The organism is Methylobacterium durans, from assembly GCF_003173715.1.
Lineage (GTDB): Bacteria > Pseudomonadota > Alphaproteobacteria > Rhizobiales > Beijerinckiaceae > Methylobacterium > Methylobacterium durans.
Genome location: NZ_CP029550.1, coordinates 400,155 through 426,090 on the forward strand (window position 1 = coordinate 400,155; position 25,936 = coordinate 426,090).

21 protein-coding genes and 2 pseudogenes are annotated in these 25,936 nt (G+C 72.3%); 12 read left to right on the forward strand and 11 right to left on the reverse strand.

Translation table 11 applies throughout. The features are described from left to right. Positions 1–18: 18 nt before the first annotated feature. Together DK389_RS01775 and DK389_RS01780 are read right to left on the reverse strand one after the other, a co-directional pair. Positions 19–339 (reverse strand): 2Fe-2S iron-sulfur cluster-binding protein, encoded by a 321-nt coding sequence (locus DK389_RS01775; RefSeq protein ID WP_109895910.1) that lies wholly within the window; start codon positions 337–339, stop codon positions 19–21. 182 nt (positions 340–521) lie between these two features. Next, positions 522–857, reverse strand: coding sequence for an Hpt domain-containing protein (locus DK389_RS01780; protein WP_109887127.1), 336 nt, complete (start codon positions 855–857; stop codon positions 522–524). A gap of 259 nt (positions 858–1,116) precedes the next feature. Between DK389_RS01780 and DK389_RS01785 the strand changes: the two genes are divergently transcribed. After that, a complete protein-coding gene (locus DK389_RS01785; protein WP_236960518.1) occupies positions 1,117–7,401 on the forward strand; it encodes an apolipoprotein A-IV repeat region-like domain-containing protein in 6,285 nt (2,094 codons plus the stop codon). A 26-nt stretch (positions 7,402–7,427) separates the two neighbouring features. Then, the gene (locus DK389_RS33705; RefSeq protein WP_236960520.1) at positions 7,428–7,829 is read left to right on the forward strand and encodes a hypothetical protein; all 402 of its coding nucleotides are present in this window, start codon (positions 7,428–7,430) and stop codon (positions 7,827–7,829) included. Positions 7,830–7,967: 138 nt separating this feature from the next. On the opposite strand, the gene DK389_RS01790 is transcribed toward DK389_RS33705, so the two are convergent. Together DK389_RS01790 and DK389_RS01795 are read right to left on the reverse strand one after the other, a co-directional pair. Continuing rightward, positions 7,968–8,408, reverse strand: coding sequence for a DUF1489 family protein (locus tag DK389_RS01790; protein ID WP_109887129.1), 441 nt, complete (start codon positions 8,406–8,408; stop codon positions 7,968–7,970). Between the two features lie 142 nt (positions 8,409–8,550). Then, a complete protein-coding gene (locus DK389_RS01795) occupies positions 8,551–9,591 on the reverse strand; it encodes a hypothetical protein (protein WP_109887131.1) in 1,041 nt (346 codons plus the stop codon). A gap of 85 nt (positions 9,592–9,676) precedes the next feature. On the opposite strand from DK389_RS01795, the gene DK389_RS01800 reads away from it, so the two are divergent. The 5 genes and pseudogenes from DK389_RS01800 to DK389_RS01820 all read left to right on the forward strand — a co-directional run bounded on the left by DK389_RS01800 (position 9,677) and on the right by DK389_RS01820 (position 14,814). Next, entirely contained in the window at positions 9,677–10,927 is a 1,251-nt protein-coding gene (locus DK389_RS01800) for an MFS transporter (RefSeq protein WP_418291998.1), read from the forward strand. Between the two features lie 66 nt (positions 10,928–10,993). Next, positions 10,994–12,120 (forward strand): annotated as a pseudogene (locus DK389_RS01805) (ABC transporter permease). Positions 12,121–12,125: 5 nt separating this feature from the next. Continuing rightward, a complete protein-coding gene (locus DK389_RS01810; protein WP_236960522.1) occupies positions 12,126–12,953 on the forward strand; it encodes an ABC transporter ATP-binding protein in 828 nt (275 codons plus the stop codon). Between the two features lie 83 nt (positions 12,954–13,036). Beyond that, a complete protein-coding gene (locus tag DK389_RS01815; protein WP_109887133.1) occupies positions 13,037–14,119 on the forward strand; it encodes an MlaD family protein in 1,083 nt (360 codons plus the stop codon). A 110-nt stretch (positions 14,120–14,229) separates the two neighbouring features. After that, complete coding sequence (locus DK389_RS01820; RefSeq protein WP_109887135.1) at positions 14,230–14,814, forward strand: ABC-type transport auxiliary lipoprotein family protein; 585 nt, start codon at positions 14,230–14,232, stop codon at positions 14,812–14,814. A 61-nt stretch (positions 14,815–14,875) separates the two neighbouring features. Here DK389_RS01820 and DK389_RS01825 read toward each other — a convergent pair whose 3' ends face one another. From DK389_RS01825 to thiE, 3 genes are all read right to left on the reverse strand, one after another. Next, positions 14,876–15,505, reverse strand: coding sequence for a helix-turn-helix domain-containing protein (locus DK389_RS01825; protein WP_109887136.1), 630 nt, complete (start codon positions 15,503–15,505; stop codon positions 14,876–14,878). A gap of 152 nt (positions 15,506–15,657) precedes the next feature. Beyond that, complete coding sequence (gene thiD / locus DK389_RS01830; protein ID WP_109887138.1) at positions 15,658–16,467, reverse strand: bifunctional hydroxymethylpyrimidine kinase/phosphomethylpyrimidine kinase; 810 nt, start codon at positions 16,465–16,467, stop codon at positions 15,658–15,660. Further along, a complete protein-coding gene (thiE, locus tag DK389_RS01835; RefSeq protein WP_236960524.1) occupies positions 16,464–17,147 on the reverse strand; it encodes a thiamine phosphate synthase in 684 nt (227 codons plus the stop codon). The genes thiD and thiE overlap by 4 nt, the downstream gene beginning before the upstream one ends. 398 nt (positions 17,148–17,545) lie before the next feature. Here thiE and DK389_RS01840 point away from each other — a divergent pair, with 398 nt between their 5' ends. Then, the gene (locus tag DK389_RS01840; RefSeq protein ID WP_109887142.1) at positions 17,546–18,535 is read left to right on the forward strand and encodes an NUDIX hydrolase; all 990 of its coding nucleotides are present in this window, start codon (positions 17,546–17,548) and stop codon (positions 18,533–18,535) included. Positions 18,536–18,591: 56 nt separating this feature from the next. On the opposite strand, the gene DK389_RS01845 is transcribed toward DK389_RS01840, so the two are convergent. The 3 genes from DK389_RS01845 to DK389_RS01855 form a co-directional block, all read right to left on the reverse strand. Beyond that, positions 18,592–20,715, reverse strand: a complete 2,124-nt coding sequence (locus tag DK389_RS01845) for a sensor histidine kinase (RefSeq protein WP_236961120.1) — start codon at positions 20,713–20,715, stop codon at positions 18,592–18,594. Between the two features lie 165 nt (positions 20,716–20,880). Beyond that, on the reverse strand, positions 20,881–21,183 hold the full coding sequence (locus DK389_RS01850; protein ID WP_109887145.1) for an Rdx family protein: 303 nt from the start codon (positions 21,181–21,183) through the stop codon (positions 20,881–20,883). 81 nt (positions 21,184–21,264) lie between these two features. Next, a complete protein-coding gene (locus DK389_RS01855; protein ID WP_236960526.1) occupies positions 21,265–22,059 on the reverse strand; it encodes a 3'-5' exonuclease in 795 nt (264 codons plus the stop codon). A gap of 91 nt (positions 22,060–22,150) precedes the next feature. On the opposite strand from DK389_RS01855, the gene DK389_RS01860 reads away from it, so the two are divergent. The 3 genes and pseudogenes from DK389_RS01860 (at position 22,151) to DK389_RS01870 (ending at position 24,197) form a co-directional block, all read left to right on the forward strand. Beyond that, complete coding sequence (locus DK389_RS01860; protein ID WP_109895916.1) at positions 22,151–22,783, forward strand: LemA family protein; 633 nt, start codon at positions 22,151–22,153, stop codon at positions 22,781–22,783. 10 nt (positions 22,784–22,793) lie between these two features. After that, a pseudogene (locus DK389_RS01865) lies at positions 22,794–23,575 on the forward strand (TPM domain-containing protein). Between the two features lie 91 nt (positions 23,576–23,666). Further along, positions 23,667–24,197, forward strand: a complete 531-nt coding sequence (locus DK389_RS01870) for a TPM domain-containing protein (protein ID WP_335645566.1) — start codon at positions 23,667–23,669, stop codon at positions 24,195–24,197. A gap of 130 nt (positions 24,198–24,327) precedes the next feature. On the opposite strand, the gene moaA is transcribed toward DK389_RS01870, so the two are convergent. Next, positions 24,328–25,356 carry a GTP 3',8-cyclase MoaA gene (gene moaA / locus DK389_RS01875; RefSeq protein ID WP_109887151.1) on the reverse strand — a complete coding sequence of 343 codons (1,029 nt, stop codon included), beginning with the start codon at positions 25,354–25,356 and terminating at the stop codon, positions 24,328–24,330. 153 nt (positions 25,357–25,509) lie between these two features. On the opposite strand from moaA, the gene DK389_RS01880 reads away from it, so the two are divergent. Beyond that, positions 25,510–25,929 carry a gamma-butyrobetaine hydroxylase family protein gene (locus tag DK389_RS01880; protein ID WP_109887153.1) on the forward strand — a complete coding sequence of 140 codons (420 nt, stop codon included), beginning with the start codon at positions 25,510–25,512 and terminating at the stop codon, positions 25,927–25,929. Positions 25,930–25,936 lie beyond the last annotated feature (7 nt).

Sequence of the window (25,936 nt, forward strand, 5' to 3'; positions counted from 1 at the left end):
GCCTGGGCCTCGCGCGGCTCAGCCCTGACGCGCCGGGGTGGTGACGCTGAGCCCGTCGAGTTCGGGCGTGATCCGGATCTGGCAGCACAGGCGGGAATTGTCGCGCACGTCGGTGGCGAAATCGAGCATGTCCCGCTCCATGTCCTCGGCCGTTCCGACGATGTCGGACCAGGGCTCGTTCACGTAGACGTGGCAGGTCGCGCAGGCGCAGGCGCCCCCGCACTCGGCGTCGATTCCCGGCACGTTGTTGCGCAGAGCCGTCTCCATCACGGTCGCGCCGACGCTGCCCTCGACCGTTCGGGCCGTGCCGGCATGGTCGACGTAGGTGATCTTCGGCATCATTGGCTCCAGGCTCGTGCGACGCGCGGCATCGGTCGTGCGGCGGCGCCTGCTTGGCGGGGCCGGAGGCGGAATGCAAGCGCGCGGGGGACGCGATCTGAAAATCATGCCCCTTACGCCTGAGGCTCGCGCCCGTTCCCGCCCGGTGCGGCCGGCCCGCTTTTGCCGCAGGGGGGCGGCTCTCAAGTCCCCAAGATGGCGATCTCGGCGAGCGCGGCCGCGACCGCGGCGTCGAGGGCCGCGAAATCGGCAGGGTCCGGCTGACCCCCGCGGCGCAGGCTGTCCTCGATCCGCGCGGCCGCGGCCGCGACGGCACCTGCCCCGACGCCGAGGGCCGAGCCCTTGAGGGTGTGCGCCCGGTCCGCCCGCGCGCCGGCGGGTTCGGCGGCATCGTTGAGGCCGGCCGCGAGGCGCCGGCACTGGCCGGCGAACAGGCCGAGCAACTCGTCGGCGAGCGCCCGGTCGCCGAAGGTCTGCGCGGCGAGATGGTCGCGATCGATGGCAGCTGGGTCGTGCACCGTACCGACGCCTCCTGCTATCCACAGGCGCACCCGTGGTGTCGGCAACCGTTTAAGCCTTGGGGCGACATGGGATAAAGCGGTCGGCGCGGAGCGCCCTGTCGCTTGGTAACCATTTCGTTAAGGTTTTTTCGAGCGCTCCGCCGGCTCGGGTATCCGGGGCCGCCGCCGAGGTCTAAACTTCCTTGGTAAACGGGAATTTCTGTCTCTGCTTCCGGACGCGGCCGGCGGTGTGGGACTGCGCGTGACGAGGCGTTGCATGGCGACCGAGAAGAAGCTGAAGGACCCGGCCGAGGCGGCTCTGTCTGCGATCGAGCAGGCCCTCAACCTCGACCTCCTGACGCCGGTCGCCGAGAAGCGCACGGAGCCGCGCCTGCCCGATGTCGGCGACAACGACCCGCTCGACGAGCCGCATGGCCGCCAGGCGCCTCCGCGTCTCAGCCTCGACGAGCCGCTGGCCTCCGACGTGCCGCCGCCCGACCGCAACCGCCCGCACCGCGAGGGCGGCCTCCTGCCGCCGGACCGCTCCCTCGTCGCCAACGACGACCGCCGCAACATCGGCATCCTGCAGCAGACCCTGCGGGTGCGCCCCTCGCGCAAGCCCTACCTGATCGCCGCCGCCGCCGCCTTCCTCTGGCTGAACAGCCTCGTCCTCCTGGCCTGGAGCCAGTCCGGGGGCGATCTCAAGGGATTCCTGCTCGGCCTGACCGCCCTGCAGGCGACCGTCGGCGCGGCCGCGGTGCTCGGGCCGATCCTGCTCTTCCTGATCACGGCCATGCTGGCGGTGCGGGCCCAGGAGATGCGCCTCGTCGCCCGCGCCGTCGGCGAGGTCGCGGTGCGCCTGGCCGAGCCCGAGAGCTTCTCGACGGACGCGGTGCTGACCATGTCGCAGACCGTCCGCCGCGAGGTCGCCGCGGTGGGCGACGGCGTGGAGCGGGCGCTTGCCCGCGCGGGCGAGCTCGAGACCCTGGTGCGCGGCGAGATCGCGACGCTGGAGCGCGCCTATTCCGACAACGAGATCCGCATCCGCTCCCTGGTCGACGAACTCGTCGCCCAGCGCGAGTCGATCGTCGCCAACGCCGAGCGCGTGCGCGGCGCGATCACAGGCACGCACCAGAGCCTGAGCCAGGAGCTGGAGGGCGCGGCCGAGCGCATCGTCACCGCGATGACGGGTGCGGGCGAGCGGGTCACAAGCGCCCTCGACACCCGCGGCGAGGCGATCACCAGCGCCCTCGGCAGCCGGGGAGACGCGATCACCGCGGCGCTCGGCGAGGCCGGCGACCGGGTCGTCGCGGTGGTCTCCGGCCGCGGCGACGACCTGATCCAGCGCCTCGTCACGACGAGCGAGGGCGTGCGCACCAGCCTCACCGAGGTCGGCAACGCCCTGACGCAATCCCTGGAGAGCCGCGCCGACGAGGTGACGCGCGCCTTCGAGCGGACCGGCGGCCTGCTGACGTCGACGCTCGCCGACAATGCCGGCCAGGTGGCGCGCACCCTCGCCGAGACCGGCAGCGGCGTCATCGAGGCGCTCGACCGCCAGGGCGGCGCGGTCCGCGAGAGCTTCGAGCGCTCGTCCCAGGGTCTGGAGAACGCCTTCCTGTCGCGCGGCAGCGAGCTGACGGACCGCTTCTCGGTCACCGGCGGCGAGATCACCGCGCGCTTCGCCGAGATCGGCGAGGGCCTGCGGGCGCATTTCGCCGCGACCGGCACCGCGCTCACCGACGACCTCGCGAGTCGCGGCGCGGGCCTGCGCGCCGAGATCGAGGCGGCCGGCGGCAACGTCTCGGACATGATCGAGGCCCGCGGCCGGGAGACCCAGGCCGGCCTCGCGCTGGCCGCGAGCGGCATCGTGGAAAGCTTCACCGGCCGGGCGTCGAGCCTGCGCGACGACCTCGTCGGCTCCGTCGAGCGCCTCGCCGACACGATGGGCAGCCGCGGCGGCGAACTCGCGGACCGGATCGAGGCGGTGGCGGACCGCCTGCACGAGACCATCACGGTCCACGGCGCCGGCCTCCAAACGAACCTCGACGCCGCGGGCGAGCGCGTCGGCGGTCTCGTCGCAGAGCGGACCCAGGCCGCGACGCAGGCTCTGGAGGGCGCCTTCACCGCCCTCGGCTCGACCTTCGAGTCGAACGCCGACGCGGCGCTCGGGACGCTGCGCGCCACCGTCGACAGCCTGACGGCCGATCTCGGCGGCCGCACCGCCGAGGCCGCGGACGCGATCCGGCGGAGCGCGGAGGAGACCACCGTCGCCCTCGGCGCCAGCACGGCCGAGGCTGCCCAGGCGCTGCGCCGCTCCGCCGCCGGCGCGACGGGCGAGCTCGAAGCCCGCACCGTCGAGGCGGTGCAGATCTTCGAGAGCCGGCTCACCGCGACGGCCGAGGCGCTCGCCAGCCGCACCGAGGAGGCCGCCGCGCACCTGCGCCGCGTCTCCGACGAGGCGTCCGGGGCGGCCTCCGAGCGGGCGGCCGCCCTCGTCGCCCGCTTCTCCGAGGCGACCGACGCCCTGCGCGCCGCCGCCGACACCGGCACGAGCGAGCTGGAGGCCCGCACCGTCGCCCTGCTCGCCGATTTCCGCACGCAGGCGGAGGGCCTGCACGGGGAGATGGGCGGCCGCGTCGAGGGCGCGCTGGAGACCCTGCGCCGGACGCTCGACGAGCTGCAATCCGCGCTGGCCACGCGCACCGAGGAGGCGACCGGCGCGATCAGCCGCGCCGCCGACGCGCTCGGCACCGACCTCGCGACCCGCATCGGCGACGTCGAGGCTGCCTTCGGCACGCACAGCCGCGGCATGACCGACCTCATCGCCCAGCACGCCGACGAGGCCCATACCCGCCTCGCCACGACCGGCCGCGACATCGTGCTCGCCGTGGCGAGCCAGGGCGCGCGCGTGGCTGACGCCCTCAACCAGACCGGCGCGAGCTTCGCCGAGACCGCGGAGAACCGCGCCCGCGCCATGGACGAGGTGCTCGGCAGCCGCCTCGCGGCGCTGCAGGAGACGATCGCCCGCGGCGACATCCTGGCCGACCGGATCTCCCGCGACACGAACTCGCTGAGCGAGGTGGTCACCGGCCGCCTCGAGGAGATGGACCGCGTCATCACCGTGCAGGGCAAGGCGGTGGCCGAGAGCATCGCCGAGCGCGCCCGCGAGGCGCGCGAGGTCGTCGAGACCCAGCTCGGCGCCCTGGAGGAGCGCACGGCCAAGCGCTCCCACGAGATCGGCGAGACCTTCGCCAACCTCGTCACACACATCGACGGGCATCTCGGCGCCCGGGCGACCGCCCTCAACGAGGCCCTGATCGTGCGCACCGGCGAGATGGCGCGGATCATGGCCGAGGGCGGCCGCGACATCGTGCAGACGCTCGACGAGCGCGCCGACACCATGGCGCTCGACATCGCGGCCCGCTCGGCGAGCCTCGGCGACGCCCTCTCCGCCCGCACGGCCGAGATCACCGGCCGCCTCGACGACCAGACCCGCGAACTCGCCCAACGCCTCGACGAGGGTGCCGGCCGCTTCGACACGGGCGTCGTTGCGCGCCTCGAAGCGATCAGCGCCGCCCTGGAGGAGCGCAGCCGCCTCATCGACGAGACCTTCGGCTCGCAGGCCTTCGAGGCGATCCGCCTGATCGAGGCGCGCACCCGCGCCGTCGACGAGGACCTCGCCGGCCGGACCCGCGACCTCGTCGACCTGATCCAGGCCCGGGCCGGCGAGGCGGACACGCTTCTGGCCGCGCAGGCGGTCGCGATCCGCGCCGCCTTCGCCGAGCGGGCGGACGACCTCGGCCGCCTCATCGATGAGCGCACGGCCGCGATGTCGAGCGAGCTCGACGAGAAGGGCCGCATCGTGTTCGGCGCCATCGGCGGCCGCGTCACCGAGCTCGCCCGCCTGTTCGACCGCGGCGGCACCTCGCTGGCCGAGCTCATCGAGAGCCGCGGCGACAGCGTCCTCGCCAAGCTGCGCGAGACCATCGCGGAAGCCGACCGGATGCTGGGCGACGGCGAGGGCCGCCTCGGCCGCACCCTCGACACCCGCACCTCCGACATCAGCGCGCTCCTCGACGAGGGTGTCCGCACGGTCCACGGCCTGCTCGACGCGCGCACCAGCGAGATGCGGACTCTCCTCGACAGCCACGCCCGCACCCTCAGCGACAGCCTCGACGGCCGCCTCGGCCCGCTGCACGACGCACTCGACGAGCGCGGCCGCGCCCTCGTCGAGACGATCGAGACGACGCTCGGCCACGCGACCGGGGCGCTGGAGGACCGCACCCAGCATCTCGGCGGCCTGTTCGACGCGCGTCTGCGCGACCTCGACACGATGGTGGAGGGCCGCGGCCTGCACCTCGCCGAGGCGGTCGACGCTCGCACGCAGGGCCTCCGCGCCCTGTTCGACGAGGTGCTGCACGCCCTCGACCAGGTCGTGGAGAGCCGCACCGGCGCCTTCCGCGAGCAGGTCGATGCCCGCAGCCAGGCGCTGGCGAGCCTGTTCGAGGAGCGCCTGCGCGAGCTCGACGGGATCGTGGAGGGCCGCACCGCCGCCTTCGCCGATCAGGTCGATGCCCGCAGCCAGACGCTGGCCGGCCTGTTCGAGGAGCGGCTGCGCGAGCTCGATGGGCTGGTGGAGAGTCGCACCGCGGCCCTCGCCCGCACGATCGAGACGCAGGGCAGCGCCCTCACTCAGGCGGTCGACGCGCGCAGCGAGACCTTCACCAGCCGCATCGACACGCGGATGAAGACCTTCGCGACCCTCGTCGCATCCCGCGGCGACGCCCTCGCGACGGCCTTCGACGACCGTCACGACGCCTTCGCGGCCCTGGTCGAGGAGCGGATCGTCGCGATGGCGGAGGCCCTCGACGAGCGCGCCCGCAGCCACGCGGCGCTAGCTGAGGCCCACACGAACGCGCTGGGCGCGGCCCTCGACGAGCGCAACGCCGCGGTGGAAACCCTCATCGACGAGCGCAACCGCCAGATGTCGGAGGGCTTCGAGCGCCGTGCTCTGGCCCTCGGCAGCCTCGTCGATACCCGCGGCGAGGCCCTGTCCCGTCGCCTCGCCGAGAGCGCCGAGCGGATCATCCGGGCGATCGAGGAGCGGGGCGGCGAGCTCGTGTCGAATGTCGACGGCCGCGGCCAAGCGGTGGCCGAGACCCTCGGCAGCAACGTCGAGCGCCTGCGCGCCGTCATCGACGGGCCCGTCGTCCACCTCGCCGACGCGCTCGCCGAGCGCAGCGACGCGATCGAGCGGGCGCTCGCCGAGACCGGCACGCCGCTGGTCGAGGCGCTCCGCGCGCGCACCGAGGAACTCGTCGCGCAATCGGGCGAGTCGGCCCGCCTGCTCCGCGCCGCGGTCGAGGACGGCGCCGCCCGCACGGTCGCCGGCCTCTCGGAAACCAACGATCGCCTGCGCCGGGACCTCAACGGCGTCCTCGCCCGCATCGAGCAGGCCAACGACGCCCTCAAGGATCTCGTCGCGGCTGCCGGCGACAATCTCGGCGCGATCGAGGGCGGCCTCGCCGGCCGCGTGCAGCAGATCGAGGCGGCGCTCGCCGAGATCGCCGCCGAGACCAGCCGCGCCAGCGAGGGCGTCTCGACGCAGGTCGCCACCCTCAAGCAGGTGTCGGAAGGTGCGCTGCAGGAGGCCTCTTCCCTCGCCGCAACCCTCGACCGGCACGGGAAGACGCTCGCCGAGCGGGCGAACGCGCATGTGCGCACGCTGACGGAAGCGGCGGGCACCCTGGAGAACGTGGAAGGCCGCCTCGCAGACACGCTCTCCGGCCGCGAGGGCGCGGTGACCGCGGCCCTTGCCGCGATCGAGACGCGCTCATCCGACCTCGAGGCGCAGACCGCCCGCTTCGGGCAGATGATCGAGGAGACCCTGCGTGCCGCCGAGGAGCGGGCGCGGAGCGTCGGCGCCGACCTCTCGAAGACGGCCCAGCAGGCGGGCGCTGCCGTCACGGGCGAGTTCGAGCGCCTGCGCACGGGCGCAGGTGCTGAGAGCGAGCGCACGACCGAGGCCGTGCGGACGGCGATCGAGACCGCCTCGCGGCAGATGCGGACGGTCTTCGAGGAATCGCAAGCCCGCTTCGGCGAATCGGTCGCGGGCATGCGCGAGATGGCCTCCGCCATCCGGCAGGAGCTCGAATCGACGCGCGCTGACCTGAGCCGCGGGGTCTTGGAAATCCCGCGCGAGACGCAGGATGTGACGGGCGAGATGCGCCGCGTCGTCTCCGATCAGATCAAGGCGCTCAACGAGCTGTCGGCCCTGGTCTCGCGCTCGAACCGCTCGGTCGACGTGGCGCAGCCCCAGGCCGGCGAGCAGCGCCGGGTCGCCGAGGCCGGCCGCGCTTCGTCCGGGACGGTCCGGACTTCGGCGGCGCCCGCCCCGGCGTCCGCTCCGAAGCCGACCGCCCCGGCGGCGAGCGCGCCACAACCGGCACCGTCCCGGCCGGCAACGCCCCCCGCCCGGACGGAGGCGTCGGCCCCCGGCCGGCCAATCCGGCCCGGCCGCCGGTCGCGGGCGACAAGCGCGGCTGGCTCTCGGACCTCCTGACCCGCGCGTCCCTCGATGAGGAGGAGTTGCCGGCCGCCCGCAACGTCCAGGCCGAGGCGACCAAGGGCGGCAGCGAGCGCAGCCGCACGACGCTGGAATCGATCTCGACCGACATCGCCCGGATGATCGATCACCGCACGGCCGTCGATCTTTGGGAGCGCTATCGGCGCGGTGAGCCGAACCTGTTCGATCTGGCGATCTACACCCAACAGGGGCGCCAGACCTTCGCGGACCTGCAGCGGCGCTACCGTGGCGACGCCGACTTCCGACGGACCGTCGACCGCTACGTCAGCGAGTTCGAGCGGCTCCTCGGAGACGTCTCCAAGAACGATCGCGACTCCAAGCGGGCCGACGCCTACCTCACCTCGGAGACCGGCAAGGTCTACACGATGCTCGCCCACGCGAGCGGGCGCTTCGAGGGAGCCTGAACGAGACGAGCGCGGCGCCCTCTCCGGATCGGTCGCACCCCAGCGCCCCGGCCCTCTCCCGAACGGGAGCGGGAGTTCGTCGCGCCCGACACATCGTGTTCGGTGCGGAACGGCCGGGAGAGGTCCGCCGCGAGCCTCTTAGAGCAGGCCGAGGCTCACGAGTTCGCGCCTCAGCGCTTCCGGCATCTCCGCGAGGTCGCCGCTCCGCGCGGCGTCGAGGTCGCCCGGGGCGTCCTTCGGAGAGAGATACCGCCAGCCCTGGAAGGGCCGGTAGGAGCGCGGGCTGACGGGGACGAGGCGGGCATCGAAGACGAGCCGGCAGCGGGCGATTCCGTCGCTGCCCGTGAAGGGCTCGATCGCGGTGATCGCCTGACGGCAGGACAGGGTTCCCTTGATCACCCAGTAGATCGAGCCGCTGCCGACGATCTCGGCGTGACGCTTCGGGATCATCCGCGTGGTGTGAAAAGGCGCGGGATCCGTGCCGCTCCGCAGAGCCTCGCTCCGGTGGCGCTCCTGCCTGGCGGAGAGATCCTCGATCGTGCCGGGACCGACGCAGAGCTTGATCAGGTGGAGGGGCATGGAGCGAGAAAAGCGGGTCCTGAAGGGCCGCGTCGGCGGGCCCGTGGGCCGAACGCGTCGCCGGTCAGGCGGACTTAAGTGCGCGGCGCCCGCGCGCAAGTCTCGATTGCGGGACGCGGCACCCGGGGCCGCGCCGGCCGGATCAGGAGAACAGCCGGAGCTTCTCCTCGATGCTCAGCGCGTCGATGTCGGCGAAATCGAGGGCCTCGTCGAGCGCGAGGACACCCGCCGGCTCCGCCGGGAGGGCAACCAGGGCGGTCGGCGGACGGAGATCGAACTGGGGCTCGATCTCGAAGGTCAGGACGGCATGCCCGGCTTCGTCGGCGGCGGTCTCGCCATCAAAATTCTCCGTCTCCTCAAACCCGAGATCCGTCTCCGACGCGTCGAGGCCGTCCGTCGCGGCCTCCGGCTCGGCCGGGACGAAGGCGAGGTCTTCGTGGAGGGGGATCACCTCTGCGATCGGCGGCCGCAGCGTGGTCATCGCGTCGGCGGCCTCCATGTCGATGAAGCGGTCGACGTCGCTCTGGCAGAGATCGACCGCCGCGGATTCGACGGCGGGGCGCGAGCCGCCCTCCCCGGGGGCGGGCGGGATCTCCAGGGTGTCGTCGCCCCAGATGCCGATCATGGCGATCAGGCGCTCCTCCAGGTAGCGCAGCGTGTGCACGATCCGGCTCGTGCGCTGGGCGGTCAGATCCTGGAACGAGCAGGCGGTGTAGATCTGAGTGGCGCGCCGGTCGAGCTCGTCGCAGATCGCCGCGTCCGCGCCGCTCTCGCGCAGCGTCCAGGCGGATTCCTGCACCTCCTCGGCCGCGCCGAGGATGTCCGAGGTGGCGCGCTCCGTCGCCCGCACGATCGCGTCGAGGGCCTCCGAGGCGACGCTGAGGCGGGTCTGATCCTGGTCCGGGGCGCTGATCGCAGCGATCTCGGCCTTGGTCCGCGCGATGGCGTTGGCCATCTCCATCAGGTCGCCGCGCAGGCGCCCGACTCCGTCGAGGCCGCGCTCGCCGCTGACCGCGTTCTCCAGGCGGCCGATCGCGCCGAGCAGCATGTCGGTGTCGGCGCTGCGGTTGCGCCGCGCGTACTCGGCGAGGAACCAGCGCCCGCGGGCGCTCTCGCTCATCGTCGCCTCGATCCGATCGTACTCGGACACCTCGATCGTGCTGAGCGACTGGGAACCTGACATCGAACACAGCCTCGGGTTGTCTCGAAGACCAAGCGGTCCCGGCCCACGTTCAGGCCCGCTCAATTTGACAGACCGTGTTTAACGCGTGCTTACGCATGCGATCCCGGCTCGATCCGCCGCCCTTGCCCCCGCCCCTATCCGTGCCCGCCCCACCGGCGCCCTTCGCCTGTCCCTCCTCTACGCCGTCGTCTTCGTCGAGATCGGCATCGCGATGCCGTTCATGCCGCTCTGGCTCGGCGCGCTCGGGCTCGACGCCTCGATCATCGGCCTGCTGCTGGCCCTCCCGATCGCGACGCGGATCGTGGCCACGGCGCCGCTCGTCGGCCTGATCGACCGGGGCGTTTCGGCGCGGACGCTGCTGATGGCCGGCAGCCTCGGCGTCGCCCTCACCTACGGGCTGATGCCGGCCGGAGCCGGCCTCGGCTGGCTGCTCCTCGCCGCGCTGACGGTGCTGAACGCGGTCGCGGCCGCGCCGCTCGTGCCGAGCATCGACTACCTGACGCTGGCCGCGGTGCGACGCGAGCCGCGTCTCGACTACGCGCGCATCCGCCTGTCGGGATCAGTGGCCTTCCTCGCCGCGAACATGCTCGGCGGCGCCCTCCTCGGAGCGCTCGGCGAGGCGCTGGCCGTCCCCCTCCTCCTGACCGGGCTGGCCCTGATCGCGAGCCTCGTCGCCTATGCCAGCCGCACGGTGGCCTCGGCGTCTCCGACGCCCCCTGCCGGCGAGGCACGCCCGCGCCTGCCGGCCCGTCTCTGGCTCTGCATCCTCGCGGCGGCGTCCATCCAGGCGAGCCACGCCGCGATCTACGGCTTCGGCAGCCTCTACTGGACCGCGCACGGGATCGCGACGGCCTGGGTCGGCACGCTCTGGGCGATCGGCGTCGGGGCCGAGATCGTGCTCTTCGCCCTGATCGGCCTCGCGCCGGCGCGCTGGCGCACGCCCTTCCGCCTTCTCGCCCTCGGGGGAGGCGCCGCCCTCCTGCGGTCCGCCGGGATGACGCTCTACGGCACCGAGCTGGCGATGGTGATCGCGCTCCAGTGCCTGCACGGCCTCACCTTCGGCGCGACGCAGCTCGGCGCGATGGCGGCCGTGTCCGCCTTCGCTCCGGAGGGCGCGCGGGGGCGGGCCCAGGGGACGTTGAGCGCCGTGAACGCCCTGGCGGCGGCGAGCGCCACGCTCCTGAGCGGGCTCGCCTACCGCGACGGCGGAGCGCTCGCCTTCGCGCTGATGGCGCCCCTCGCGCTCGCCGGGCTCGGGCTGACCCTGGCCGCGTCACGCGCGGCGCGCAGGCCGCCAGCGGGGCCGTTTGGCACGGCGGGCCCGGAGACGTTATAGTAACCGTTCCTTCAGCATGATGACGGGGAACGGGAGACGCGGTTCGTGCGGACCGAGGACGGCACGATGCTGAGCGAGGCGGCCTCCGCGACCCCTGATCCGGGCAGCGGCCGCGTCGTGCTGGGCGGCCGCTGGACCGCGGATCAGGCGCCCGCCGTCGAGGCCGCGGCGGCCCGCATCGCCGCCCAGGCCGCCGCCGGCCCGGTTCTGATCGATCTCGGCCGGATCGAGCGGCTCGACACCCTCGGCGCCTGGGTGCTGGAACGGACCCGGGCGAGATCGAGGAGGCGGGCAGCCGCCTCGCCTACGCGGGGGCGAGCCCCGAGCACCGCATCCTCCTCGGCGAGATGGGCCTGCGCGAGCCGGAGAGCCCGCCGCAGCGGCGGCACGGCCGGATCTACGGCTTCCTCGACGATCTCGGGCGCCGCGTGGTGGCGGCCAGGACCGATTTCGTGACCGGCCTCGCCTTTCTCGGCGAGGTCGTGCTCGCCTGCCTGCGCGTCGCGTCGCGGCCGAGCACCTTCCGCGGCACCGCCTTCGTCAACCAGATCGATCAGGTCGCCTTCCGCGGCGTGCCGATCATCGTGCTGATCTCGTTCCTCGTCGGCGGCATCGTCGCGCAGCAGGGCATCTTCCAGCTCCAGCGCTTCGGGGCGCAGACCTTCGTCGTCAACCTGATCGGGCTCCTGATCCTGCGCGAACTCGGCGTGCTGCTGACCTCGATCATGGTGGCGGGCCGCTCGGGTTCCGCCTTCACGGCCGAAATCGGCTCGATGCGCATGCGCGAGGAGGTGGACGCGCTCCGGGTGATGGGCCTCGACCCGATCGAGATCCTGATCGTGCCGCGCATCCTCGCCCTCGTCGTCGGCCTGCCCATGCTGGCGCTGATCGCCTCGCTGGCCGCGCTCGCGGGCGGCGGCCTCACCGCGATGCTCTACGGCGGCATGACGGTGGAGGCTTTCCTCTCGCGCCTTCAGGCGGCGATCTCCCTCCACCACGTCGCGGTCGGGCTCATCAAGGCGCCCTTCATGGCGCTCATCATCGGCATCATCGCGACGATCGAGGGCTTCGAGGTGGAGGGGTCCGCCGAATCCCTCGGCCGCCACGTCACCGCCTCAGTCGTCAAGTCAATCTTCATGGTCATCGTGCTTGATGGACTCTTCGCGGTGTTCTTCGCGGCTATCGATTTCTAAACCACGTGTCCGACCTCGCGCGCACCACGACCAGCCCCGCCGGCGACGCGATCATCCGCGTGCGCGACCTCGTCGTGGGTTTTCGCGACCGCACGGTGCTGAAGGGGCTGAACCTCGACGTCCGGCGGGGCGAGATCCTCGGCTTCGTCGGTCCCTCCGGCCAGGGCAAGTCGGTCCTGACCCGCACCATCCTCGGCCTCGTGCCGAAGCGCTCGGGCAGCATCGAGGTCTTCGGCGAGAACGTGGACGGGATGAGCCTCGCCCGCCGCCGCCGGATCGAGCAGCGCTGGGGCGTGCTGTTCCAGCAGGGGGCCCTGTTCTCGGCGCTCACGGTCAAGCAGAACATCCAGATGCCGATGCGCGAGCATCTGAATCTTTCCGAGCGCCTGCTCGACGAATTTGCGCGCCTCAAGATCGAGATGGTGGGCCTGAAGCCCGACGCCGCCGACAAGCTGCCCTCGGAACTCTCCGGCGGCATGATCAAGCGCGCGGCGCTCGCCCGGGCGCTCGCCCTCGACCCCGAGATCCTGTTCCTCGACGAGCCGACCTCCGGCCTCGACCCGATCGGAGCGGGCGAGTTCGACGAGCTCGTCGCCACCCTGAAGCAGACACTGGGCCTCACCGTCTTCATGGTGACGCACGATCTCGACAGTCTCTACACGGCCTGCGACCGGATCGCCGCCCTCGGCGACGGCCAGATCATCGCGGAGGGCCCGATCGATGCGATGCTCGCCTCCGACCATCCGTGGCTGCGCTCCTACTTCCACGGCAAGCGAGCCCGCTCCATCGTCGTCGGGGAGCCCCTCGCGCGGCGGGAGCATGCCCATGTCTGAATGCACGCCGCGCCCTCGCGTCGGCGGGCGGCGTGCGCTGACGCACCGCCCCGCCCTCGCCGATCCGGGACACCGCTGATCCGATGGAAACGCGTGCGAACTTCGCGCTGATCGGCGCCTTCACCCTGGCGGTGATCGTCGCCGGCTTCGGCTTCGTGTTCTGGCTGCAGGGCGGTTCCGCACGGCAGGTGTCGCAAGCCGTGCGCATCGTCTTCTCGGGCAGCGTCGGCGGGCTCGCGAAGGGCTCCAGCGTCACCTTCAACGGCATCAAGGTCGGCGAGGTGACGGATGTGCGGCTGCTTCCGCAGGACCCGCGCCGCGTGATCGCGCTGATCAACGTCGCCCCCTCGACGCCCCTGCGCGCCGACACCCGCGCGCGGCTGGATTCCGCGCTGCTCACCGGCGTCTCCGTGATCGCGCTGAGTGGCGGCAACGCGGACGCGCCGCCCCTGCCGGCCGGCACCGGCGAACAGATGCCGACCATCTTCGCCGATTCCTCCGACATCCAGGACATGCTGGCCGCCGCCAAGCAGATCGCGCAGCGGGCCGACGACGTGCTGCAGCGCCTCGATAAGGTGGTCGCCGGCAACGAGGGCGCGATCAACCGGACGCTCGCCAACGTCGAGGCCTTCTCGAAGACCCTGGCCGATGCCGGCCCCTCGATCAGCGGCCTCGTCCGGGCGATCGACGGGCAGAAGGTGAACCGCGTCGTCGACAACGCCGACCGCTTCTCCGCAGCCCTCAGCGCGGCGAGCCCCGACATCGAGGCGGGCCTCCACGACGCGCGTACGCTCGCGGCCAAGCTCAACGCCTCGGCCGACCGGATCGACGGCGTGCTGAAGGGAGCCGAGAGCTTCCTCGGCTCGGCCTCAGGCGAGGCCGGCACCAGCACCTTCGCGGAGGTGCGCGAGGCCGCCGTCTCCGTCCGCGACGCGGGCCGCGCCTTTCGCACGCTCTCCGAGAATCTCGACAAGCGGACCGCCAACATCGCCACGAGCTTCAACCGCCTGAGCGGCACCGGCCGCCGCGAGGTCGAGGCTCTCTCAACCGACGGTCAGCGCACGCTCAACACGCTCAACCGGACCGTGAAGAGCCTCGAGCGCGACCCCTCGCAGGTCATCTTCGGTGGTAAGCCCTCGTTGCCCGAATACAACGGTGGGCGGTAATTCCTGATTCCTGCCCGCCGATGTGCCCGCCCGCACGGCACGTTTCCAGCTTTGCCGTAGTTTCCCCTCGCCGCCTCCGCGCGGCGTCAGGAGATTCCCAGGTCCACCGGATGACCGTCCGATCCCCCGCCCTCGCGCTCGGCGCGACGCTCCTCGCGGCCGCGCTCGGCGGCTGCGGCGGCTCCGCGCCCCTGACCTTCGACCTCGCGGCCCTGCCGGCGTCGGGGCATACGGCAGCGTCGGCGCGCTCGATCGTGGTATCCGAGCCGGTGGGCATCCAGCCCTTCGAGGCCGACCGCATCATCGTGCGGGAGCCGGGCGGTGCCCTCTCCTTCCTCGGCGGCGGCCAGTGGGCGGACCGACTGCCCCGCTTGGTGCAAACGCGCCTGATCCAGAGCCTGGAGAATTCCGGGCGCCTGCGCTCGGTAAGCCGCCCCGGCGACAAGATCGTCGCGGATTACCAGCTCATCAGCGAGATCCGCGCCTTCGACATCGCGGCAGGCTCGGGCGAGGCCGTGGTCGATCTCTCGGCGAAGCTGATCGCGGAGGGCAGCGGGCGCGTTGCTGCGGCCCGGGTGTTCCAGGCGCGGGTGCCGGTCCAGAAAGTCGATGCCGGCAGCGCTGCGGTGGCGCTCGACGCCGCGCTCGCGCAGGTGCTCGCCGAGATGGTGCGCTGGGTGAATTCGGGGCGCTAGCCGGCCGCATTCCGCCCGCGGGTCGGTCCCCGCTCGTTCGGCAGAGGCCGCGCCTCGCGGATCACTCCATCACCGCGGCCTTCATGATCACGACCATGGTCGCCCGGCCGGGCATCTCGCCGACGCAGCGCACCGAGTGCGGCCGGTCGCAGCGGTAGCGCAGGGTCTCGCCGGCCCGCGCCCGCTGCACGCTGCCGCTCACGTCGACCTCGAACACGCCCTCGATCACCGACAGCGATTCCACGGAGCCCCGCTGGTGCGGATCGGAATCGAGGACGCCGCCGGCATCCGCCGAGACGTCGTACCATTGCAGCCACTCGACGGTCTTGATCCAGCCGATGATCGCGAGCCGCACCTTGCCGTCCTCCGAGACGAGAATCGGCGTGTCGGCGCGGGAGATGCGCTCGATGAACGGCTCCTCGTCGCCGGTCGCCAGCACCCGCTCGATCGACACGTCGAGCGCTTGGCTCAGGCGCCAGATCGTGGCGAGCGTCGGGTTGGTCTCGTTCCGCTCGATCTGGCTGATGATCGACTTGGCGACGCCTGATTGCTCGGCGAGTTCCGACAGAGACAAGTTGTAGGCCTTGCGCAGGCGCTGGATCGTCTTGCCGAGCTGGCCGGACAGCACCTGAGCCCCGCTCAGGAAATCCTTCTGCCGCACCCGCTCCAGCCGTTCCGCCTGATCCTGCATCGCCCCGAATCCACCCGCATCGTTCCATTCATCGAACGATCGTACGCTAATTCAAACGCAATCCATCGGTGGATGCAAGGCAGGACGCTGCCGGAACCGTGGGAGAATCCTTTGCCGGACGATGGGGACGGACGCCGAGCCTGGCAGAGCAATCAACACCAGAGCGCGTGGAAATGGTGCACCGGCCCGTGCCCGTGCCCGACCTGCAGCGTGTCCGCGGCGGCGATGGCGGCCGTGACGTAGGTCTTCGCTTGAGCCACCGCCTCCGGCATCGGCAGGCCCTTCGCCAGACCCGCCGCGATGGCCGCGGACAGGGTGCAGCCTGTCCCGTGGGTGTTCGCGGTCGGCAGGCGCGCGGTCGCGAGGCGGCGCAGGGTCCCGTCCCGCATCAGGAGGTGATCGACGCTCTCGCTGCCCTCCGCGTGGCCACCCTTGATCAGCACGGCCCGCGCGCCGAGGCCGAGGAGGCGGCGCCCCTGCGCCACCGCCGCGTTCTCCCGGTCGGCGATGGCCTCGCCGAGGAGGGCCGCCGCCTCGGGCAGATTCGGCGTGATGAGATCCACCTGCGGCAGGAGCCGGCGGCGGAGCGTGTCGATCGCCGCGTCCGAGATCAGCCGGTCACCGCTCGTCGCCACCATCACCGGATCGAGCACGACCGGGAGCGACGGCGCGAGCCGGGTGAGGCCGTCGGCCACGGTCTCGATGACGGAGGCTTGCGAGAGCATGCCGATCTTGGCCGCGGTCACCGCGAGATCGCAGAAGACGCTCTCCATCTGCGCCGCGATGAAGGTCGACGGCACGTCGTGGATCGCCTGGACCCCGCGGGTGTTCTGCGCAGTCAGGGCCGTCACGACGCTCGCGCCGTAGACGCCGAGCGCCGAGAAGGTCTTGAGATCGGCCTGGATGCCGGCGCCGCCGCCGGAATCCGAGCCCGCGATGGTCACGGCGAGCGGCGTCCTCACGGGGCGGCTCCGCGGGTGCGCAGGGCCGCATCGACCCGGTCACGGAGGTCGCGCGCCCGCGCCTCGACGGATTCCGCGCCGAACAGAGCCGAGATCAGCGCCACCCCGTCCGCGCCGGCCGCCACGACCGCGGCGGCGTTGCTCGAATCGATGCCGGCGATGGCGCCGACCGGAAGCCCGCTGCCGCGGGCCAGCCGCGCCCGGAAGGCGATGCGCTGGAAGCCGTCGAGCCCGACCGGCGGGTCCGGGTTATCCTTGCTCTTCGTGGCGAAGACGCCGCCGATGCAGGCGTAGTCGATGGGAAGCCGGTAGAGCTCGTCGGCCTGCGCGCCGGTCTTGAGCGTGATTCCGATGATCTTTTCAGAGCCGAGGAGACGGCGCGCATCGGCCGGGTGCAGGTCCGACTGACCGAGATGGACGCCCTCGGCCTCGGCCGCGAGGGCGAGATCGACCCTGTCGTTGACGAGGAGCGGGACGCGGCCGCCCGCCGCTGCGCGGATGGCGCGGATGCGGGCCAGCGCCGCGCGGGCGTCGTCGATCGTCTTCTCGCGATATTGCAGCAGGGTGCAGCCGCCGGCGATCGCCTCCGCCGCCATCGCCGCGAGGCGCCCCGCGTCGCTGCCGCAGACATCGACGTCGAGGATGCCGTAGACCCGCAGATCGACGGTGGGCGCGGTCACGCGCGCCTCCCCGCGAGATCGGGCGTGTTCGGGCACTCCGGCATCCGGTTCTCGGCTCCTGTCGCGGGGCTCGGCCCGCCGGACCGGGTTAGGCGCCCTGCGCGCCCGTTGGCAAGTGCCTGCGCCCGTTGGCAAGTGCCTGCGCCCCTTGGCAAGTGCCTGCGCCCCTTGGCAAGTCCTTGCGGCGTCGCCCGGGCACGGGTGTCGGACGCACCTGCACGGATCATCCCCCGCGCGATTGCCGCACCGCGTTGACGCCGGGGTGCGATCTGCGGCTAAAGCAACGTGACGTCGCGTGGGGTGGGCGGCCTCCCGCACGGTTTGCGGCGGCGCGGCCGGGCCACCGCGGGCGCGGTCCTCGCTCGAATCCGACCCTCCAGGGGAGTTCACCCGCTGCCATGACGACGGCGGATATGCGCCCGACAGGCGTTCGGCCGGGCGCTAGCCCCTCCTCGGTCGGACTCGTCGCGGTCATCGTGGCGGCGACCGAGGGCGAGCCGCGGGCGCTGACGGTGCAGGTTCCGGGGCAGGCGGAGGGGCGCAGCGACGGATTGCCGGCGGGGCCGCTCGTGCCCGAGCACGCGACGCTGGAGCGCGGCCTTCGCGCCTGGGTGGAGCGGCAGACGCACCAGCGGCTCGGCTACGTCGAGCAGCTCTACACGTTCGGCGACCGCGACCGGCAGGTCGGCGGCTCCGAGGGCGTCCATTCCCTCTCGGTCGCCTACCTCGCCCTCGTGCGCGAGGTGCGGCCCGGCGGGCTCGCGGAAGCCTCATGGCGCAACTGGTACCGCTACCTGCCCTACGAGGATTTCCGCAACGGCCGGCCGCAGGCGCTCGACGCCATCGAGCCGAAGCTCCTGGCCTGGGCGGCGGAGGCCCCCGACGCGAAGCTCCGGCGCCTGCGGGAGGACCGGCTCGGCCTCACCTTCGGGCTCGGGGGCGGCTCCTGGAACGAGGAGCGGGTGCTGGAACGCTACGAATTGCTGTTCGAGGCCGGGCTGATCCCGGAGGCCGGAGGCAATGCCGGGGCGGCCGTCCCGGGCGATCCGACCGGCATGCCGATGGCCTTCGACCATCGCCGCGTGCTCGCGACGGCGATCGGGCGCATGCGCGGCAAGATCAAGTACCGCCCGGTCGTGTTCGAGCTGATGCCGCCGACCTTCACGCTGTTCCAGCTGCAGCGGACCGTCGAGGCATTGGCGGGGACCCAGCTCCACAAGCAGAATTTCCGCCGTCTCGTCGCCCAGCAGGGTCTCGTCGAGGAGACGGAAGGGGTCACGAGCGGCAACGCCGGACGGCCGGCCCGCCTCGTCCGATTCCGCCGCGAGGTTCTGCTGGAGCGCCCGGCCCCGGGCCTGCGCCTGACGCCGTCGCGGCGGCCGGGCTGAGACGCGCACACGCGGTTCGAGACAGGCGCCATGAAGCGGCCGGGATGCGCGGTCTCCTAGCCCACCGCCGCCACGTCGATCGCCTGGGACGTCCCGCCGCGGCGCTCGAGCAGGCCGGGCGGCGGCACCGGCGCCTCGATCGTGCAGACGACGCCGGTGGGGGCGAACAGGAGCTGCACCTCGCCGGCGAGCTCGCGCGCGAGGCTCCGCTCGATCAGGCGCGAGCCGAATCCCGTCCGCGTCGGCTGCGTCACCGGCGGGCCGCCGGTCTCGGTCCAGCGCAGGAACAGGCGAGTCTCGCCCTTCTCCCGCTGCACCGACCAGGTGATCCCGACCGTGCCGCCCTCCCGGGAGAGCGACCCGTATTTGACCGCGTTCGTCCCGAGTTCGTGCAGCGCCATCGCGATCGACAGAGCGAGCCGCGGGGGCAGGCGGAGCGCGGGACCCGAGACCGTGAAGCGCGATTGCCCCTCTGCGACGTCGAGGGGCCGGATCGCGTCCGCGACGACCGTGCCGAGTTCCGCCCCCTCCCAGCTCTCGCGGGTCAACACGTCGTGCACGCGCGCGAGCGCCAGGAGCCGGGCCTCGAAGGCGGCGCGGGCGGCCTTCGCCTCGTCGCCTTCGAGCCGCCGCAGAGACTGGCCGGCGATCGACTGCACCGTCGCCAGCGTGTTCTTCACCCGGTGGTTGAGCTCGTGGATCAGGAGGATCAGGTGCTCCTCCGCGAGCTTCGCGTCGGTGATGTCGACGTTGCAGCCCGTGTAGCCCAGGAAGGTGCCGGCATCGTTGAGGCGGGGCACGCCCTCGCAGCGCAGCCAGCGCACCGCGCCCTCGCTGTCGATCACGCGCACCTCGATCCGGAACGGGGCGCGGGCCTCGAACGCCGCGTTGAAGATCCCCGAAAAGGTCTCGAGGTCGTCGGGATAGACGATCCGCTTCCACCCCTCGTGCTCCAGCTCCGTCGCCGGCATCCCGAACATGTGGTCGAAATGCATGTTGGCGAAGGTGACGTTGCCGGCATCGTCCGTCATCCAGATCAGGGCCGGCGCCGAATCGGCCATGTGGCGGAAGCGGGCCTCGCTCTCGCGGAGGTCCGAGAGGCCGCGCCGCGTCTCGCCGAGCGCCCGGTCGCGCTCCTCCTCCCGCGTCCGGATGCGCAGGGAGGCGTCCGCGAGAACGTCGGCGAGGAGCCGGATCTCGTGGACTGGCGAGGCCACGCGCGGGATCGCCTCGCCGCGGGCGAGCGCCGGGCCGGAGGCGGCGAGCAGGCGGAGCGGGCGCGACACCCGCGACCACAGGTTGACCGCGAGCGCCGACGACGTCGCAAGGACGAGGAGGCCGAACCCGCCGAAGGCCCAGATCCAGCGGCGCAGGCGCGCATCGACCAGGGATTGCGGGATGCTGGCCGCCACCGTCCAGCCGGTCAGCCGCGAGCGCGCCTCCACGACGATCACCGGCCGCCGCTCGCGGTCCTTGCCCTCCCAGACGCCGGGCGTGTCGGTCTGCGTCTCGCGCAGGGTGCTGAGGCGCGGACGCCCGACGAGCGCCTCGTTGTCGGGAAGCCGCGCAAGGATGGTGGAATCGCGGTCCGAGATGCCGGTCGTCCAGCCCTCGACGATCTCGCGCGCCAGGATCGACTGGAGTCGGCTCACCGGCGCGGAGAAGCTGAGGATGTAGGTCACCTCGCCCTCGACGAGGACCGGGACCGCGACCGCGTAGGTTCCCTGCCCCGGGACGGCGCCGGGAATCATGCCCGAGACCATGGCCCTCTGCGAGCCGGAGGCGATCTCCCGGTCGAACGGCAGCGTCGAGACCGGGAGCGGCGCGCTGCGCTTCAGGCCGGTATTGACCACCTGCTGCCCGTCGGGCTTGCGGAGCACGATGTCGAGCTCGATCGCGTCGCGCACCAGGCGTGCCTGCGCGTCGAAGGCCTCGAACTCCCCGTCCTTGAGGCGCGGCGAGGTCGCCAGCGTCTGCAGCACCGAGACGAGGCCGGCCGTGTCGCGGTCGATCGAGAGGGCGATCCCGCGCACGTTCTCGCGGGCGTCCTGCTCGAAGCGGGCGCGCTCGGCCGCCGCGTATCGCATCAGCAGGATCGCGGTGAAGATCAGGCCCGGGCCGATCAGCGCGATGACGAGGGCGACGAGATAGACCTGCGTCGAGAACCCGCGGTCGACCAGCCGGTCGAGGAAGCGGCGAGGCCGGGAGGCCGCCGCGCGGCGGGGCCGACTGCGCCCGGGACCGGGCTCGCGCTATCGAGATCGGGCCTCACGCGGGCACCCGGTCGCCGTCGTCGCGACCCGGGGGCCGCCAGGATGCCGGAACCGGAATCTGTCGGACAGCGATCATGGGCGGTCGATATGGCCGAGATCGCGGGCGGGGTCGAGGCGGTCCCGCACGCGCTGCTTCAGGGTCTTGATGTCCGGAAACCCTCCGTCCTGCGCCCGCTCCCAGACCGTGTCCGGCCCGACCGCGATCGCGAACACGCCGCCCGTTCCGGGGATCAGGGCCACCTCGCCGAGGTCGTCGCGGAAGGTCGAGAGAAGCTCCTGCGCCATCCAGGCGGACCGGAGCAGCCAGTTGCACTGCGTGCAGTAGGTGATCGCGATCCGCGGCTTTGCGGGCACGGCTTCGAGCGTTCCGTCCATGGGCCGCATGGCGCACCGCCGCCGCGGCGTTGTCAACCGCCGGACCCAACCCGCGCGTGTGGTCCGCGCCGGCCGGTATGGTCAGAGCAGCAGCGCCGGCGGCCCGGCCGGACCCTGCCGCAGCGCGCGGACCGACTGCTCGTGGCGCGCGGTGTAGCGGATGTCGGCGTCGAAGCCGCCGCGCCGCAGGACCTCGGCGAGAAACGCGTCGCTCATCGTGTCCCAGCGCCGGCCGCGATGCTCGCCGAAGGTGACACGCGGCAGCAGGGCGGGCTCCCGCGTCCAGGCGAGAAGCGCCTCGACCGGCGCCTCGCGCAGCATCTCGCGCAGGAGGTGCGCGGTGACGTAGGCATCCGGGCCGGCGCGGTGCGCGGGGAGCCCCGCTCTCCGGTCGAGCCCCTCCGGATTGCGAGCGTAGCGCAGCGCCTGGTTCGCGTGCGACGGTTCGTCCGGCCAGAGGCGCAGCGCGCATTTGTAGGTGCAGATCCAGGGGCGCCGCCCGGTCAGCGCGTCCCGGCACCAGCGCCGCTCGAAGGCGGCCCGGTGGGCGGCGAGCGCCATCAGCGGACGCCCCGGCGGGTCGAGCACGCCGGGGGCCACCGAGAGCCAGTTCGGCGCGCCGGCGACGTCCGCGTCGAGGATGTGGTGGACGGCCTGGGTCCGGGCGGGGATCGGCCGCTCCGGATCGACGTAGCGGGCGCCGCGCTCCGCGCCGATCCGCCACGCGCTGCCGATCCGCTCGACGTCCTGCCAGCCGATCTCGACGACGCCGTCGCTGCCGGCGCGCGCGCCGGTGGTCTCCAGATCGACGACGCGGATGATAGGAGTGTCGGGCAGCATCCCGGTCGATATGGCGCCGTCGCGGCGTCTGCACACGCCGGACTCTTCCCTCCCGCCGGGCGCTGCCTATCTGTCGCAGGGCAAGGCCAAGCTCGGCCGACGCCACCGTCGCGCGAGGAGGATCACGATGTCGTCAGGCCCGAGCGAGGCGATCCCCCGCAGCCCCGTCCTGGCGCGCATCCTCGGCGCGCTCGCGGCGATCCTGTTCGCGACCTGCCTGTCCGGCTGCGGCGCGATCAACCAAGTGCCGACCCTGCAGGAGCAGGCGAAATCGGCCTGGAGCGAAGTCCAGAACCAGTATCAGCGGCGCGCCGACCTGATCCCGAACCTTGTCGAGACGGTGAAGGGCTACGCCCAGCAGGAGAAGGACGTTCTGACGGGCGTGGTCGAGGCGCGCGCCAAGGCGACGAGCGTCAAGGTCGACGCCTCGACCGTGAGCGACCCGCAGAAATTCAAGGAATTCCAGGACGCGCAGAACCAGCTCTCGGGCGCGCTGGGCCGCCTCCTCGTGACGGTCGAGCGCTACCCGGATCTCAAGTCGAACCAGAACTTCCTCGCCCTGCAATCGCAGCTCGAAGGCACCGAGAACCGGATCGCGGTGGCGCGCCGCGACTACATCCAGGCCGTGCAGGCCTACAACACCGAAGTCCGCACGATCCCCGGTCGCTGGATCGCGGCCTGGCTCTATCCGGACGCGAAGCCGATGGAGACCTTCACGGCGACGCCGAATTCCGAGCGCCCGCCGAACGTCAAGTTCTAGGGAGAGCGCGATGTCGCGGGCGGCGCGCGGGCTCGCCCTCACGGTCCTGGCGCTGGCCTGCCTGCCGTGGTTCCTCTGGGCCGCGCTCGCCGCCGAGCTCAGCTTTCCGCCGCTGACGGGGCGGGTGGTTGACGCGGCCGGCATCCTCAAACCCGAGGAGCGCGCGCGACTCGAGGCGAAGCTGAACGCCTACGAGGACAAGACCTCCGATCAGGTGGTGGTCGCGACCGTTCCGAGCCTGCAGGGCACCACGATCGAGGACTTTGCCAACCGCCTGTTCCGGGCCTGGGAGCTCGGACAGAAGAAGGCGAACAACGGCACCCTGCTCGTCGTCGCGCCGACCGAGCGCAAGGTCCGGATCGAGGTCGGATACGGCCTCGAAGGCGCGCTGACCGACGCGCTCTCCAAGGTGATCATCACCACCGCGATCACGCCGCGCTTCAAGGCCGGCGACTACGCGGGCGGGATCGAGGCCGGCATCGACGCGGTGCTGTCGATCCTGTCCGGGGACGCGGACGAGTGGCACCGCCGGGCCGAGGTGCGCTCCGACGAGACCGATCCGACCGAAATCGTGGTCTTCGTGCTCATTCTGCTCGTCATCCTTCTCCTGGTCTGGCGCATGGGGCGCGGGCAGCGGGGGCGGCGGGGCGGCTTCGTCATTCTGCCGGGTCCGAGCCCCGGCGGGTTCGGGGGCGGCTGGAGCGGCGGCGTCTCCGGAGGTTACGGCGACGGCGGCGGTTTCTCGGGCGGCGGCGGTTCCTCGGGGGCGGAGGGGCATCCGGTGACTGGTAGGGTGACACAGAGCCTCCCGCCCGCGGCGCGGGCCCGGATCGCGGAGGCGATCGGTGCGGCGGAGCGCGCCACGGCGGGCGAGATCGTCGTGATGGTCAGCGCCCGGACAGGCTACTACCGCTCCGCGATCCTGCTGGCGGCCCTCGTCGCCGCGCTGGTGCTGCCCTGGCCGCTGATCCTGCTCACGGGCTGGAGCGCGGCCAGCATCGCCCTCGCCCAGGCGCTCGTCGTCCTCGTCGTCCTCGTCGCGACGCTGAACAAAACCGTTCGCCTGCGCCTCGTCCCGCGCCGGGTGACCCGAGCGCGGGCCCGCGAGGCGGCGCAGCGTGCCTTCTGGGAGCGGGGCCTCAGCCGGACGCGCGGACGCACCGGCGTGCTGATCCACCTCGCGCTCGCCGAGCACCACGCCGAGATCGTCGCCGACGAGGGTATCCTCAACGCGGTCGGCCCGGACGCCTGGAACGCGGCCATCACCGCCCTGCTCGCCGCCCTGCGGCGCGGCGAGCCCGAGGCCGGGCTGATCGCCGCCGTGCAGGCGGTCGGCGCGATCCTCGCCGCGACCTGTCCACCCGGCTCGGACGATGTCGACGAGTTGCCGAACCGCGTCATCGTGAGCGAGTGACGCGACGCGTCCCCTCTCCCGTTCGGGAGAGGGCTGGGGTGAAGGATGCGAGGCTTCCGGATGGGGCGAACCCCTCACCCGGTCCACTTCCACCGACTCGATCTCTCCCGGACGGGAGAGTTGGAAGCGCTCAGCCGCCCGTCACGCTCATGTGGCGCGGCACGGCGGGTTTCGCCCGCTCGATCACGAAATCATGCCCCTTGGGCTTGCGGGTGATCGCTTCGAGGATGGTCTGCGTGACGAGTTCGTCATCCGGCGAGGCGCGCAGCGCCGCCCGCAGGTCCGCCGCATCCTCCTGTCCGAGGCACATGTAGAGCTTGCCCGTGCAGGTCAGGCGCACGCGGTTGCAGCTCTCGCAGAAATTGTGGGTCAGGGGCGTGATGAAGCCGAGCCGCCCGCCCGTCTCGGCGACGCGCACGTAGCGCGCGGGGCCGCCGGTCCGGTCCGGCAGCGGCGTCAGGGTGTAGCGGCTCTCCAGACGGGCGCGCGCCACCGACAGGGGCAGGAACTGGTCGGTCCGGTCACCCTCGATCTCGCCGAGCGGCATGACCTCGATCAGCGTCATGTCCATGCCGTCGCCGTGCGCCCAGGCGATCATGTCGGCGATCTCGTCCTCGTTGACGCCCTTCAGCGCCACCGCGTTGATCTTGACCTTGATGCCGGCGCGGCGCGCCGCCGCGATGCCGTCGAGCACCACGCCGAGGTCGCCGCGCCGCGTCACCGCCCGGAATTTGTCCGGATCGAGCGTGTCGAGGGAGACGTTGACCCGGCGCACGCCGAGATCCGCCAGCTCACCGGCGAAGCGGCCGAGCTGCGTCCCGTTCGTCGTGAGCGTCAGCTCGTCGAGGGCGCCGGTGCCGAGATGGCGCGAGAGGCGCCGGAACAGGTGCATGATGTCCCGCCGCACCAGCGGCTCGCCGCCCGTGATGCGGAGCTTGCGCACGCCGCGGTCGATGAAGACGCCGCAGACCCGGTCGAGCTCCTCCAGCGACAGCAGGTCCCGCTTTGGCAGGAACTGCATCTCCTCCGCCATGCAATAGACGCAGCGCAGGTCGCAGCGATCCGTGACAGAGATGCGAAGGTAGGTGATGGCCCGCTGGAACGGGTCGATCAGCGGTGCGACGGCGGGCGACGGCACGTCGGTACGGGGACCCCACATACGGGACTCAAGGCTCTGCTGGGACTGGTTTTCGGCGTCGTGCTGTGGCGAACCTAGCATGCCGCGGCATATGAGGTCTCGTGCGTTTGCGGGCAAGCGCACGGGTGTCGGATGCAGAGGTCCGGCGATGCGCGCCGGCGAGGGAGCTTCGCGATGAGCACGGAATGCTGGCCGACCGAGATCCGCCTGTCGGGCGACCGGCGCGGTTTGAACATCGCCTTCGACGACGGCGCGCAATTCACGCTGCCGGCCGAGTATCTGCGCGTGAGCAGCCCGTCGGCCGAGGTGCAGGGGCATTCGCCCGCCGAGCGCAAGGTGATCGGCGGCAAGCGCAACGTGATGATCCTGGCGGTAGAGCCGATCGGCAATTACGCGGTCAAGCTGCGCTTCGACGACATGCACGACACCGGCATCTACGGCTGGGACTACCTCTACACCCTCGGCCGGGAGCGGGATGCGCGCTGGGCGACCTATCTGTCCGAACTGGGCGCCAGGGGCCTCGACCGGGAGGTTGTCCGCTCGGCGGCGGCGCCGACCGGCGGCAGTTGCGGCAGCGGCTGCGGCTGCCATTGAGGCGGGC